The following is a 13619-nucleotide window of genomic DNA, read 5'->3' on the forward strand; positions in this document are numbered from 1 at the left end:
CATTTAGATATTGCTCAAAGATATGTAATATAATTTTTTCTGCCGTTTCTTTATTATTTTTGTTTTTAAAAATATCTCTAAGTTTTATGTCTAGCTGCTCTGTAATATCCATATCAAAAGTTTGAGGTAAACTAGAAAAATACTTCCGATATAAATTTGCGATGCGATCTGTACACTTATCTTTAATTTCTCTAATACTTTTTTGGACTTGTTGACAAATATCATCTAGCCGTTCAAATTCAGGTTTGACCAAACATATGTTTCTTTGACATCGATCAACTTGTTGTACCAGTAGAATACGGCGTTCCACAGTTTGATGAAGATGGGCATATACCTGATCGGCTAGAGTTTTTACTTGTTGCAGTTCTAAAACAGCTTGTTTTTGAGTTAAGTAAGTATTAAGAGCTGTTATAAATTCCGGAAAACCTGTTGCTTCTAAAGTGGCATCTGAAGTCTTTAAACGTTGACGTAAAGCTTTCAGTGAGGAAATTTCAAATACTCGGTCATCATAAATATCCTGTTGCTCCACTGGATAATATTTAAAAAGTTTGGTTTGAAAAGTTAGACGTAATTTTCCTTCGGCTTCATTGATCTGCTCGGGATCATCTGGATTGACGAGACTTTGACGAACTTTATCCCAAGCATTAATTAAAAAGAAAACTGTTCTCCCTCTATTTTTTATGTAATTATCAAGATAACGACATTCTGTTAAAGTACAAGGCTGTAAAGCATCTAGAATAAATAGAACAGCATCGGACTGATGGATATAGTTTAGGGTAATCTCGCTGAGAACTTCGGTCTCATTGATTCCTGGACTGTCAATAATTTCAATTTTCTTTTCAAGTAAGCTTGAAGGGTATTCAAGAACAACACAATCTATATGAGGAAAAGCTAATTCTTGTTTAAATTCAAATTGATGATTTTTTTCATAAGGAACAGTGTAGCGACGCTTAAAAGTCTCAATATTTATTTTTTCTGGTTCCTGACCGTTATTAAAATAAATAGTCGCCTGCCCTTGCTGACCATAGCGTACAACTGTAAATGTCGCCGTGGATAAGTGCATACCAGTTGGCAATAAATTATCTCCAATTAAGGCATTTAAGAATGTAGTTTTGCCTCGATTTTTATCGCCCAAAATTAAAAGTCTAAAAACATCAGATTTTAAATTTTTATTAGCTATATCTAAGTCTTTTATATTCCCCTCAAAGCTCAGTCTTATTGAGTCATTTCTAACTTGGCTTAGTCTGTTAACAATTTTGGTGAGATGATCTGCAATTTCAAAACGAATTTGTATGACCTGATCTAAATCCTGATAAAGTTGATGAAAAGCCGGAATAATTGTTGTAGCTTTTTTATTATGAAAATCTCTCCAATTTAGAGAATTTACAAATGGATTTTGACAAATTACTGGCAACCAACTTATTCCTGGATATTGCTCATTCCAAGCATCTTCTAGTTTTTTCCTGGCTTCCCGAACGGCTGCGTAAAAAGATTTTCCTCCAGAAAATGCTGTCAAAAAGTGCTGTAGAAATTCCTGTGCAACCCGGTCAGGTATTAGTTCGCGCATCACAATACTTTGAGGTAAGTGCAACCGTGCAAGCTGATTCGCCAATCCCAAACCATCACAGGAGTTAAAAATAGCAAGTTGTAAACCTCTTGAAATGGATGCTCGGAGGGAATTTTTGAGTTCATCAATTGTTAATCTATCTTCTGAGTTGATTTCGATCCAACCGAGTTGTTTGTCAGGTAAACTAACACTATGGCCTGCAAAAAAGAAAATATGCCAACCTTGTTCATTCCAGAGTTGTTCTAATAGCTTCTGTTTGGTAGGTTTTTCAAGAAACTCAATAGTTGCTCCGAATGACTTTAATTGTGTAAGTGCTTGACGATCAAACTGGGTATTAATTCCCTCACTGTTACCCAATACTGCCAAGATTCTGACCTGAAATTGATTTTCAGGAAGAGGCTCTCTATTGGGCTTTTGAGCTTCAGTTGGACTTAGGGAAATTTCTGCATTTTGATAATACTGGTTAAACAAATCCCAAGCTGACCAGGGTAATTGTCGTAACTGGATATCGGCGGTTTCAATAATGACTTGAATTTGATCGTTTATGTTTAAATACTGTTGCAAACTATCTCTAATTTTTTGCCATTCTTGTGTTCCCACACCGAGCCACTTATTGAGATTAATTGCTAAATCATCTGCGTAGGAGAAGTTTGTTCTTGGGGAACCTTCGGGAATTATTCGGCATGGCTCCGACTGATTTTGAAAACGGGATGAAGCCATCTGACGATACAAAGATTGCCAACCTTTTAGTGAGTTCTCTAGCTCACAAGGTAACAGTGGCAATAAACCTGTCACTTGACAAATAGACTGACTATTTTCCTGAATTCGCAAAATGACCGGAAATCCAGCTTCATTTGCCTCTAGTAATGTCAAAATGACTCGTTTTTCCATAACAATACTTTCCCCGGATTGACAGACTCAGATAATAATCTAAATCTAGTATTAGAGCGATCAGAAATCAGTCGTGATGTGTGATTGTCTTGCCTTCTGGATTATCACCTCAAGCCGTTCTAATTGCTATAGATTGTTCTTATATAACTTTAACCGCAGTACCCCTCTATTGAGTATACCATGTTATGATTGTTTGAGTATGGTAAAAATGTACAACACTTAAATGAATAACCCACTCGTCTAAAGTTTTGTAACAAAAACTGAGTTTTCCGAAAAAATGATTTCCGAAGGCAGAAACTATATAAAGAGTCCTGAACCAGGTATGAAAACTATCCATGTACCGGAGGATAAAATTCAAAAAAGTAGTGCAAATCAAGTATCTCTGCCATTAACAACATCAATATCTTGGGATTTTTTTTGTGACAAATTTAGTTTCTACCCTAGTTTTTAAATAAAGGAAAGGATCTATGACTTCAACATTACCGTTTGCGATTTCAAAAAAACGTGATCGCATTCAAAACAAGTTTTTGTGTCGTGTTGAAACTGAAGTTGAAAAACGTCTACAACAATCCCTTCACAATCGGATTTACATTGTCCTCGAGAAACAGGAAAACTCGGAACAAGTTCAGTTTCCTTCGGAAATTGATATCAAAACTAGGAAGCAGCTCAGTTCTCGGCTGGCAAAAGACACCCCTATTGAACAGGTGTTTGACCGCTCTGACATCGCCGGACGACTCCTAATTTTGGGGGCGCCCGGTTCGGGAAAAACGACCATGTTATTGAAACTAGCAGAATGGTTGGTAATGCGGGCAAAAGCAAATCCACAGCTTCCAATTCCAATATTATTGAACTTGTCTTCGTGGAAAGACGACAATCAGAGTATAAAACAGTGGATAATCAGCAGCCTCAAATTAAAGTATAATGTTCGTCAAAATATTGCCAAACAGTGGATTGAGCAGGGGGGAATTCTACCCTTACTAGATGGTTTAGATGAGCTAGCAGAAGCAAGACAGGAAAAATGTGTTGAAAAACTTAATCACTTTTTGCATCCCGATACTTGTTTGGGTTCTGTTGTGGTTTGTTCTCGTATTCAAGAATATCAATGCTACACAACGAATTTAGCATTGAATGGTTCAATCACTTTGCAGCCTTTAACCACAGAACAAGTTCAAGATTATGTCTTGAAAACAGAAGGAAAAGCATTATGGAATAATATCAAACTCGGTTCTGGTCTATTGAATTTGATACGGACACCTTTATTTTTAAATATTATTATTTTGTCCCACGAGGAAATTTCCTTTGGGCGATGGCATCAATTTGAATCTTTAGAAGAAAAAAGCAACCATTTATTTGAAGCTTATATTCGACAAATGTTAAAACGTCGATATTCAGGAAAAAAGAAGCCCTACAAAGATGAGGATACGATTCGTTGGTTGGCATGGCTATCCAAACAATTAACTAGAGAGAATCAAACGGATTTTTCAATTAATACAATACAGCCGACTTGGTTAGATTCACCGTTAAAAAGAATCAGTTATGGGATAATTTTTGGAATAATTTATGGCTCAATATTTGGGCTGATTCATGGGCTAGTAGTCGGGTTTAACTCTCAACTATTTGGATTGCTAATAGTTCGATTGATTCAAGGCTCAATGTTTGGGCTAATTTTTGGGCTGATTTACGGGCTGATAGTCGAACTAATTTTTGGACTAATAAGCAAGCTAATTTACGGAGTAATTTTTGGATTAGCGGTCGGGTTAACGGTCGGAGTGATTGTTGGGTCTATTCCCTGGTTGCTAGTAGTCGGATTAATTTTTGGACTGATTGTTGGGCTAGATGAAGAATTAATAGTCAGGCTCAAAAGAGGACTGAATATAGGATTGATGGCTGGGTTAATTTTCGGGCTAATATTTAAGCTGGTTGGAGGATTGATGGTTGGGTTGCTGGTTGGACTGATTTTCGGACTGATTTTTGGACTGATTAACCTTAAATATGAATCTAGAAATACTCAGCGCCAGGGAATTTGGTGCTTTGAACATTTTTCTCTGCGTTTAGTTCTTTACTGGAGTAAAAATATTCCTTGGAACTATTCTAAATTTTTGAATTATGGAACAGAACGCTTGTTCTTGAAGCGGATGGAGAATAGGTATCAATTCATTCACGATTTGTTAAATAAACACTTTTCAAATCAGTATTAAGCACCATAAAATAGATTAAAAATTCATCAAGTGGTGAAAATAGATTACCAATTTAATTGGGATTGTCAACCAATTTATCAATTAGAATTAAAACAGACTTATGGACATCCCGAACAGATTATTGATGTCGAGCAACTTGAGATTTTTGTTTTTTCTTCTCCAAAAACTAGGATTGAATGTTGTCAATGTAATGTGGGAAGATACCGCACGCACACCCGGTTCAGTTTGGGGTGCAAATATCACTCACATGACCCTTCAGGTTCGCCATTTGATGCAACCCCAGCGCAAAGAACTTTTACCCGTTATTCGCTACCCCAATTTTACAGATCGAACGGGCGATGTTCCCTTAGATCTCGTCAAAATTAAAGTCGGCAATGAAAAAGGGGAACAACTGCGGGTCATAACATTGCGAGAATACCTAACTAATTTACAGCAATACATCAGTAATATTGACAGATTATTCGTGTAACCGTGCAGTTTTATAAGGCTACCAGTAACGGTATTGTTGATGATGAAGATATAGAAAATATTCGCCAATGTATTGAAGCGGCTTACAATAGTGCCGATTATATTGGCTCTTTAGTCGTTGGAACATTGGAGAAGGGAGCAAGGATTTTCTTGAGGTTGTTAATCCTTTTGAACCCCATCAACAGCCGAAAGCTCAACAATGAGTTGAAGTTTTCTGTACCATTAATAAAGACGAGTCGGGAGATTAATTCTCCGGCTTTAAACGATTCTTTGAAAGCGAATATGAGTCCAACTATTCTGCTTACGGGTGCATCGGGAAACGTGGGTCGAGAAGTTCTTCGCAGCTTGAAGGATAAACCCGCAACGATCCGCGTTGCCAGTCGTTCTCCGGTGTCACTTGGGGAACAACAAAACCCCAACACTGTTTATCTTGACTTTGAAGATCCAACCACCTATCTTAATGCGATCGCTGGATGCCAGTCCGTGTTTTTGCTTCGTCCCCCTGCTATCAGCAACGTGAAGGCGACTCTCAACCCATTTATTGATACAGCCCGCCAAGCCGGAGTTCAACAAATCGTTTTCCTGTCGGTAGCCGGAGCCGATCGCAATCGGATCATACCCCATTACGCCGTCGAACAACACCTGCAAACTCATCCCGGCAACTGGACAATTCTGCGTCCCGGCTTCTTCGCCCAAAATCTCGGTACCGCATACCGTTCGGATATCAGGAACGATGATCGCCTGTACCTACCTTCGGGTCGGGGACGAGTTGCCTTTGTAGACTTGCGTGATGTCGGACAAGTTGCCGCAGATGCCCTAGTATCATGGAAAACTCATCAAGGTAAAGCATACACCCTGACAGGCCCTCAAGCATTTTCCTTTGAGGAGGTAGCGGAGTTTTTGACTCAGGTGTTGGGTCGTAAAATTCGTTATGACTCGGCAAGTATCTGGGGTTATGCACGCCATCTTCAACGTCAGAACCTGCCTGGGGCGCAAATTCTTGTTCAAACCCTTCTTCATCTGGGGCTGGGCTTCGGACAAGCAGAAACGGTCGATCCTACACTAGAACAGCTTTTAAGTCGAAAGCCCCTCGACGTGCGAGACTACATTACAGACCACGCCCAGTTATGGCGCAAGGGTTCAACTTGAGCGCTAAAGAATACTAGCTTAAAAACAACCCGATTCTACTTTCTGTTAAATTCCAGCGTTCCCACATAGTCAAACCGACCGTAACGTTCATTATTTGTAAATAACTTAACCTCATAAGTTCCCCTTGATTGGAGAACACAAGAAATTGGCGTTTGTTGAGTTGTTTCAGCACAATCAAATGATTCTCCTTTTATTTAGGGTAACAGTTATGGAGCAATTTATTGGTCAGGTTTTAGGCGATCGCTATCGCATTGAATCGGTACTTGGTGGTCAAGTCTGTCGTAGAACTTTTCTGGCGCATGATTTACAAACGGGTTTATCGGTTGTGGTGAAATTGCTATTATTTAGCCCGGATTTCACTTGGGAATATTTAAAACTATTTGAACGGGAAGCCTCAGTGCTGAAATCTCTGGATCATCCTGCCATTCCTCAATACTTGGATGACTTCGAGGTGGAGATGGAATGGGGAAAGGGGAAAGCATTCGTTCAAACTTATATTGAAGCTCAATCGTTGCTGAAGTGGATAGAATCGGGTCGTACTTTTAGCCAAGCCGATACAGATGCGATCGCCAAACAGCTATTAGAAATTTTGGATTATCGGAACTTCGAGCAAAGTTATTAAAATCTGCTTTAACTTCTGTTAACAACTGATCCAATTGATTGCGTCGTTGTTCTTCTTCAGGTGTTAAATTTTGCTTCTGTTGAAGTTGTGCTAGTTCTTCCCCTATTTCAATCACGTTCTCTTGCAGTTCGTTGTAACGGGCGAGAATTTCCTGTTCCGGTTGATAAAATTCGATTCCGCTAGCAGTGTTGGCATTTCCCCGCACATTTTTAAGGTAATCTTCTAATTCTTGTACTTTCAGTAAATCCAAAACTCGCTGTGCTTCTAACACTCGATTTTCTTTTAACAATAAATCGGCTAACTTTCGGTAAGTATCAGCAACCTTTTCTGTATAAGATTGCTGAATTTCTCTAGATAACACCTGAAGATTTTGGCGAATTGATTCGGTGATATTAACAGATTGTTTGAGAAAAGCGATCGCCAATTCAGGCTGCTCTTGTTCTTCCAGTAAATAACCAATATTTTTGAGGATAGTATATTCACCTGTCCGATCACCAATATCTTGATGAATAACGAGAGCTTTTTTGTAGTATTCTAATGCTTTAGAAGATTGATCAAGATTTTGGTATATTGTTCCAATATTGTTAAGGGTATTACCTTGACTTACATAATCACCAACTGTCTGATGAATTAACAATGCTTCCTGATAAATTTCCAATGCTTTTGCATACTTTCCTAAGCAATCATACATTGCTCCAATATTACTCAGAATTATACCTTCACTCCGAAGATCACCGATTTCTCGACTAAGGTTTAATGCTTGCTTGTAAGCTGCCAGAGCTTGAGGACATTGATTAATACTTCCCATTCGGTTGGTAGCTGTCTTTTTTGCATGGCATTTGACCAAAATCCATCATCTGGTCTGAAGCCAATTTATAGTTGTATTTAATGTGGTCTCGCGTATGCGGATAATTGTGGGTCGAGTGATTTATGATTGCAGGTCGCTACACATATTGACTTGTAGATACAAAGTATTTTTTGATAGGGTATCCTTCTCTAAACATGAGAGGGATTTTACTTTTTACTGGGGGTTATAATGAAGCCGATTAAATTCTGGAATAAACTGCGGTCAAAACTGACGACAGTCTTCGGGATTTTCGTCAAACAACGATTTCATCGACGCTCCACTGGGATTGCTATCTTATTATTTATTTTCTCCCTGAGCTTTTCGCCGATTATTGCTCGCTCCCAGTCTCATCCCGATATAGTTTTCTTTAATTCTTATCCTGAAGTCGCCCAAGTTTACGAGCCAAATCTCGTCGAACAAGCCAAATCTTTCTACACTCAACAACAGTTTGATCAAGCAGCCGTTGCTTGGAAACAAGCCGTGATATTCTTCGCCGAACAAAAAGATCCGCTTAATCAAGCAATTGCCCTGAGTAACCTGTCTCTAACCTATCAACAACTCGGACGCTGGAACGAAGCAACTCAAGCTATTAATCGCAGTTTAGACCTCTTACAACGATTAGAAAAAAATCAAGAAACCGCCCCCGTTCTCGCCCAAACCCTCGACATTCAAGGAAGCCTTGAACTCGCCAAAGGAAATCCACAAGCTGCCTTAGATGCTTGGAAAAGGGCGTTTAAAATTTATCAAGATACGGGCAACTTAACCCATATTACTCAAAATCAAATTAATCAGGCTCAAGCTTGGCAAACTTTGGGACGTTATAACCGAGCAGAAGAAATTTTAGAACAAACCGCCAAACATCTGGAAAGTCAGCCATATTCAGCAGAAAAAGCGATTGCCTTTGTGAGTTTAGGAGATATTTTTCGAGTCATTGGAAATCCCGATGAATCTCAAATTTATCTAGAAAACGGTCAAGAAATTGCTAAAAAACTGAACTTACCCGAAGTTCAAGCTGCTGCTCTAATGAGTTTAGGAAATTTTACCCGAAGCCAAAACCGTTTTAACGATCCAGAACTCAATCAAAAAGCTCAAAAATACTATCAAGATGCGCTCGAAATTGCCGCTTATAAAACCACTCAAATTCAAGCCCAACTCAACCAATTAAACCTATCTGTTGTCACCCAAGACTGGAATAAAGTCAACGATTTACAGGCAATAATTCGACAACAACTTAAACAAGTTCCCCAAAATACTGCCACAATTTACGGCAAGTTAAACCTGGTGCAGAATTTAATGTGTTTTGCCGAAGCCGAAACTGATCCCGCCCAACGCAAAAACTTTTCACCTCTGCTACAAAGTTGTTTTTCTGGAGAATATAACGCCTCAAACTCCGAAGAAAATAACTTTAATCCCGTTTCCTGGCAAGAGATTAGAACCCTAAAGCATTACCCCGCCCAAAATAGGTAGGGGTAGCCGGGAAAAAAGCCCCGTTGGGGGGTTATCGGTGAGATATCCATATCGATTCAACCGTTTTGTTGATCGGGAGGTTTTTATCATGGCAGAAATTATTGGAACCCCAGCCAACGATGAACTACTTGGTGATGTTGGACCGGACACTTTGTTTGGCTTGGAAGGAGATGATGCGATTTTCGGCTTTGCTGACAATGACTTTCTTTTTGGAAATCAAGGGTCAGATTTACTGGATGGCGACGAAGGAGACGACACCATTTTTGGAGGTCAGGGGGATGACCAGATTGCTGATATTGGAGGGGGAAACGATCAAATTTTTGGCAATTTGGGGAATGATTTGATCAATGGAATAGAAGGAAATGACCAAGTTTTTGGCGGTCAAGGAGATGATTTGATTACTGGTGGAGCCGGCAATGATTTGGTCTCGGGAGATAAAGGCAATGATATTTTATTTGGAATTGATAATTAAAATACTTCTAATCCCGGACTCGGCGAAATCGATACCTTGACGGGCGGTGAGGGATTCGATTTTTTTTACTTGGGATCTGAACTTTCGTTGTATTATGTGGGATTGGGAAGTGAAGATTTTGCCTTCATTACTGACTTTAATCCAGCAGAAGATATTATTTTTGTCGGCGGAACCGAGCGGGTAACGTTGAGCGATTTGAATTTGGGTCAAGCGGGAACGGGAGCGGGGATTTTTACTCTAAATAATGATGTGATTGCTTTTATTCCCGGTACAAATTCCAGCGAATTAAACTTTAGCTTGCTCTAATAGAAGTCTCGAACATAGCATTTCTCGGACTCGGAAAGTACCGCAAAAAAGATTTACTGTCCTCATCGGCGTGAGAAATGCTAGCGTTGACTCACTGGGGTCGGGTGCATTCCGAAAAGACAATACACCGCAGATTTTTATAAAAATAAAATTAAATATGAGCCGAGCGATCGAACACATCCAGTAAGGTTTTATCATTCATGCAAAATTTGACCCCGATCCGGCTTAGAACTATGAGATTAACTCTTTTAATGCTTTTGGGTACAACGGGTTTTGTAAGTGCAATTTTGCTTTTGCTGAAACTTCCCGTTCAGGCTCAGGTGATACCCGATCGCACCTTGGGGAATGAAAATTCGGTCGTTGTTCCCGATCAAAATATTCGGGGAATTGATAGCGATCGCATTGACGGGGGAGCGGTGAGGGGGTCCAACTTATTTCATAGTTTTCAAGAATTCAACGTAGACGAAGGGCGGGGGGTTTATTTTTCCAACAATTCTGGGGCTTTGAGCGGATAGAATTTTTACGAATCATTTCACACTGCTATATTCGTAGGTCGGGGAGTCATATCAATAAAACCTTCACCGCGAATTCGGTCATCTCCGCTCATTTCTCGGGTGGCACCACCGGAATGACAACTATCCAATACCAGCGTTACTACTAACTCTTTGTTCACCTAAACGATGGGGGAAATAGAAATCGATACCAATTAGGAGAGCGTAGAAGTTAGGAGTTGAATTCGTCATGGCTTTAGATAGATAAGGTTTACACAATTTTTACGGGATAGTTAGTTGGATGCCGAGTTTTTAGGCAGTTTCCTGCACAACTCCCGTTGAATTTCTTGGGCTTCTGCATCTTTAGGATTGGGTTTGAGATAATTGTCAATAAAATTGCATCCTTCCTGAACTAAATAATCAAAATCCCATCGCCACAGCCTCACGGTGTTGTCCTCACTTCCGGTTGCTAGGAGCTTGCCATCGGGGCTGAAACTCACCGCCAAAACCCCACCTTTATTCTGAGTCAGGGTTTTGAGTTCTTTCCCCGTGCTGGTATCCCAGAGTCTCACGGTTTTGTCACCACTACCTGTGACCAGTCGCTTGCCATCGGGGCTGAAACTCACAGAAGAAACCTCGCTTCTATGTCCTGTTAGAGTTTGAATTTCTTTCCAGGTGGAGGTATCCCACAATTTCACGCTGTTGTCATAACTAGCAGTAGCCAGTTGCTTACCATCAAGGCTGAAACTGACAATAGTAATTGGGTTTATATGTCCTGTTAGAGTTTGAATTTCTTTCCAGGTGGAGGTATCCCACAATTTCACGCTGTTGTCAGCACTACCTGTCGCCAGAAGCTTGCTATCGGGGCTGAAACTTACAGCCGAAACCTTCTTTGTATGTCCTGTCAGGGTTTGAATTTCTTTCCAAGTGGAGGTATCCCACAATTTCACGCCGTTGTCAGCACTAACCGTTGCCAACAATTTGCCATCAGGGCTGAAACTTACAGCAGTAATTGGGCTTGTATGTCTTGTCAGGGTTTGAATTTCTTTCCAACTGAAGGTATCCCACAATTTCACGCTGTTGTCAGCACTACCTGTCGCCAGGAGCTTGCTATCGGGGCTGAAACTTACAGCCGAAACCTCCTTTGTATGTCCTGTCAGGGTTTTGATTGCTTTTTCAGTGCTGCTATCCCAGAGTTTCACCGTGTTGTCAGCACTACCCGTTGCCAACTGTTTACCATTTGGGCTAAAACTTACAGTATTAACTGGCTTCATGTGTCTCATTGAGGGTTGAATGACTTTCCCAGTGGTGCTATTCCATAACTGCACGGTGTTGTCAGCACTACCCGTTGCCAACTGTTTACCATCCGGGCTGAAACTTACATCCCAAACCCATTCGGTATGATCCGTTAGGGTTTTGATTGCTTTCCATTTAGTGGTATCCCATAATTTCACAGTGTTGTCTTTACTAGCAGTAGCCAGTAGCTTACTATCGGGGCTGAAACTCACAGCCAAAACCCCATTTTTATGCTCAGTCAGGGTTTTGATTTCTTTCCATTTAGTGGTATCCCATAATTTCACAGTGTTGTCTAAACTAGCAGTAACCAGTAGCTTACTATCGGGGCTGAAACAGACATCCCAAACCCAGTCGGTATGATCCGTTAGGGTTTTGATTGCTTTCCATTTAGTGGTATCCCACAGTTTCACAGTGTTGTCTAAACTAGCAGTAGCTAACATCTTGCCATCAGGACTAAAACTTACAGCCCAAACTTGACCTGTATGCCCCGGCAAAGTTTTGATTTCTTTCCAGTTGGAGGTATCCCAGAGTTTCACTGTGTGGTCAGCACTACCCGTAGCCAAATACTTGCCATTTGGGCTGAAACTCACAGCCGAAACCTCCTTTGTATGGCTTACCAGAGTTTTGATTTCTTTCCCTGTAGTGGTATTCCACAGTTTCACGGTGTTATCAAAACTGCCAGTAGCCAGAACCTTGCCATCGGGGCTGAAACTGCTATCCCAAACCCCCCCTGTATGACCTTTGAGAGTTTTGATTTCCTGCTTAGTGGTAGGATTCCATAGTTTCACAGTGCTGTCAAAACTAGCAGCAGCTAGTAGTTTGCTATTCTGACTGTAACTAACAGCCAAAACGTCTTTTGTGTGTCCTCCCAAAGAGTTTGGTGCGACAACAAAAGAAACGGTATTCAATAATGTCAGTTCTACTAGAGTATGGGTATCAGCATCTACCCAGGGTGTACGTTGCATTTCCAGAACGGCTTTTAAACTGGTTTTGACAGCTTTTGACTCATCTAAATTCAAAAGTGCATCGGAATATTGAGCCAGAGCATTAATTTGGCTGATACGAGCTTCCCTCCAACTAACACCTACTATTCCTGCCAAACCCAAAGTCAGCAGAAAGCCGCCAGCCAGACTCAAAACAGCGAGTTGGCGTATTCGTTTCTGTTTATTTTGGTCTTTGAGGCTTGCTTGAATAAAATCTCGTTCCTCCTGGGTCATTTCATCGGCTCGTTTTTGCAACCATTCTTCGGCTACACTCAACGGCGCACCCCGCAGCAAACCCCCAGTATCACGGTTATTATTTTTCCATTCTCGCAAGGATAGTTTTAGCCGTTCTTGCCAGGTTCTAAACTGACGGTTAGCATTCATCCACCCCCGCAGCGTTAACCATTCTCGAATGAGCGCTTCATGGATGACTTCTACGGTATCTTCTGCAAAAGTGACCTCTCCCCCAACCCCTCTCCTGCGAGGCGAGGGGCTTTGATTTTGTTCCTTATCTTCTGCAAAAGTGACCTCTCCCCCAACCTCTCTCCTGCGAGGCGAGGGGCTTTGATTTTGTTCCTTATCTTCTGCAAAAGTGACCTCTCCCCCAACCTCTCTCCTGCGAGGCGAGGGGCTTTGATTTTGTTCCTTATCTTCTGCAAAAGTGACCTCTCCCCCAACCTCTCTCCTGCGAGGCGAGGGGCTTTGATTTTGTTCCTTATCTTCTGCAAAAGTGACCTCTCCCCCAACCTCTCTCCTGCGAGGCGAGGGGCTTTGATTTTGTTCCTTATCTTCTGCAAAAGTGACCTCTCCCCCAACCCCTCTCCTGCGAGGCGAGGGGCTTTGATTTTGTTCTTTCCCTTCT

At 40.9% G+C, this 13619-nt stretch carries 12 protein-coding genes; 8 read left to right on the forward strand and 4 right to left on the reverse strand.

Annotated features, from left to right (window positions below):
• On the reverse strand, positions 1 to 2458 hold a 2458-nt coding region (locus tag WN50_RS21205; RefSeq protein ID WP_049560653.1), incomplete at its 3' end, for a dynamin family protein.
• A 467-nt stretch (positions 2459 to 2925) separates the two neighbouring features.
• On the opposite strand from WN50_RS21205, the gene WN50_RS21210 reads away from it, so the two are divergent.
• From WN50_RS21210 to WN50_RS32610, 4 genes are all read left to right on the forward strand, one after another.
• Positions 2926 to 4656, forward strand: coding sequence for an NACHT domain-containing protein (locus WN50_RS21210; RefSeq protein ID WP_046277926.1), 1731 nt, complete (start codon positions 2926 to 2928; stop codon positions 4654 to 4656).
• Between the two features lie 100 nt (positions 4657 to 4756).
• Positions 4757 to 5125: a hypothetical protein gene (locus tag WN50_RS21215; protein ID WP_152964890.1), complete on the forward strand. Its 369-nt coding sequence runs from the start codon at positions 4757 to 4759 to the stop codon at positions 5123 to 5125.
• Positions 5126 to 5127: 2 nt separating this feature from the next.
• Positions 5128 to 6273 carry an SDR family oxidoreductase gene (locus tag WN50_RS21220; protein ID WP_235441060.1) on the forward strand — a complete coding sequence of 382 codons (1146 nt, stop codon included), beginning with the start codon at positions 5128 to 5130 and terminating at the stop codon, positions 6271 to 6273.
• A gap of 208 nt (positions 6274 to 6481) precedes the next feature.
• A complete protein-coding gene (locus WN50_RS32610) occupies positions 6482 to 6895 on the forward strand; it encodes a serine/threonine-protein kinase (RefSeq protein WP_200906332.1) in 414 nt (137 codons plus the stop codon).
• On the opposite strand, the gene WN50_RS21225 is transcribed toward WN50_RS32610, so the two are convergent.
• Positions 6816 to 7703: a tetratricopeptide repeat protein gene (locus WN50_RS21225; protein WP_046277924.1), complete on the reverse strand. Its 888-nt coding sequence runs from the start codon at positions 7701 to 7703 to the stop codon at positions 6816 to 6818. The genes WN50_RS32610 and WN50_RS21225 overlap by 80 nt on opposite strands.
• A gap of 228 nt (positions 7704 to 7931) precedes the next feature.
• Here WN50_RS21225 and WN50_RS21230 point away from each other — a divergent pair, with 228 nt between their 5' ends.
• The 4 genes from WN50_RS21230 to WN50_RS21245 all read left to right on the forward strand — a co-directional run bounded on the left by WN50_RS21230 (position 7932) and on the right by WN50_RS21245 (position 10502).
• A complete protein-coding gene (locus tag WN50_RS21230; protein ID WP_049560655.1) occupies positions 7932 to 9209 on the forward strand; it encodes a tetratricopeptide repeat protein in 1278 nt (425 codons plus the stop codon).
• Positions 9210 to 9297: 88 nt separating this feature from the next.
• The gene (locus WN50_RS21235) at positions 9298 to 9681 is read left to right on the forward strand and encodes a calcium-binding protein (RefSeq protein ID WP_053221569.1); all 384 of its coding nucleotides are present in this window, start codon (positions 9298 to 9300) and stop codon (positions 9679 to 9681) included.
• 69 nt (positions 9682 to 9750) lie between these two features.
• Positions 9751 to 9987 (forward strand): hypothetical protein, encoded by a 237-nt coding sequence (locus WN50_RS21240; RefSeq protein ID WP_152964891.1) that lies wholly within the window; start codon positions 9751 to 9753, stop codon positions 9985 to 9987.
• 233 nt (positions 9988 to 10220) lie between these two features.
• Positions 10221 to 10502 carry a two-partner secretion domain-containing protein gene (locus WN50_RS21245; protein WP_046277928.1) on the forward strand — a complete coding sequence of 94 codons (282 nt, stop codon included), beginning with the start codon at positions 10221 to 10223 and terminating at the stop codon, positions 10500 to 10502.
• A gap of 17 nt (positions 10503 to 10519) precedes the next feature.
• Here WN50_RS21245 and WN50_RS36480 read toward each other — a convergent pair whose 3' ends face one another.
• Both WN50_RS36480 and WN50_RS21250 read right to left on the reverse strand, forming a co-directional pair.
• On the reverse strand, positions 10520 to 10660 hold the full coding sequence (locus WN50_RS36480; RefSeq protein ID WP_235441062.1) for a hypothetical protein: 141 nt from the start codon (positions 10658 to 10660) through the stop codon (positions 10520 to 10522).
• Between the two features lie 111 nt (positions 10661 to 10771).
• On the reverse strand, positions 10772 to 13619 hold a 2848-nt coding region (locus tag WN50_RS21250; RefSeq protein ID WP_160315418.1), incomplete at its 5' end, for a WD40 repeat domain-containing protein.

This window comes from Limnoraphis robusta CS-951 (genome assembly GCF_000972705.2).

What these genes read in the sequence shown, in the direction of transcription:
- WN50_RS21210 (WP_046277926.1), top strand. Translation starts at nt 2,926, where the DNA reads ATGACTTCAACATTACCGTTTGCGATTTCAAAAAAACGTGATCGCATT.
- WN50_RS21215 (WP_152964890.1), top strand. Translation starts at nt 4,757, where the DNA reads ATGGACATCCCGAACAGATTATTGATGTCGAGCAACTTGAGATTTTTG.
- WN50_RS32610 (WP_200906332.1), top strand. Translation starts at nt 6,482, where the DNA reads ATGGAGCAATTTATTGGTCAGGTTTTAGGCGATCGCTATCGCATTGAA.
- WN50_RS21225 (WP_046277924.1), bottom strand. Translation starts at nt 7,703, where the DNA reads ATGGGAAGTATTAATCAATGTCCTCAAGCTCTGGCAGCTTACAAGCAA.
- WN50_RS21230 (WP_049560655.1), top strand. Translation starts at nt 7,932, where the DNA reads ATGAAGCCGATTAAATTCTGGAATAAACTGCGGTCAAAACTGACGACA.
- WN50_RS21235 (WP_053221569.1), top strand. Translation starts at nt 9,298, where the DNA reads ATGGCAGAAATTATTGGAACCCCAGCCAACGATGAACTACTTGGTGAT.
- WN50_RS21245 (WP_046277928.1), top strand. Translation starts at nt 10,221, where the DNA reads ATGAGATTAACTCTTTTAATGCTTTTGGGTACAACGGGTTTTGTAAGT.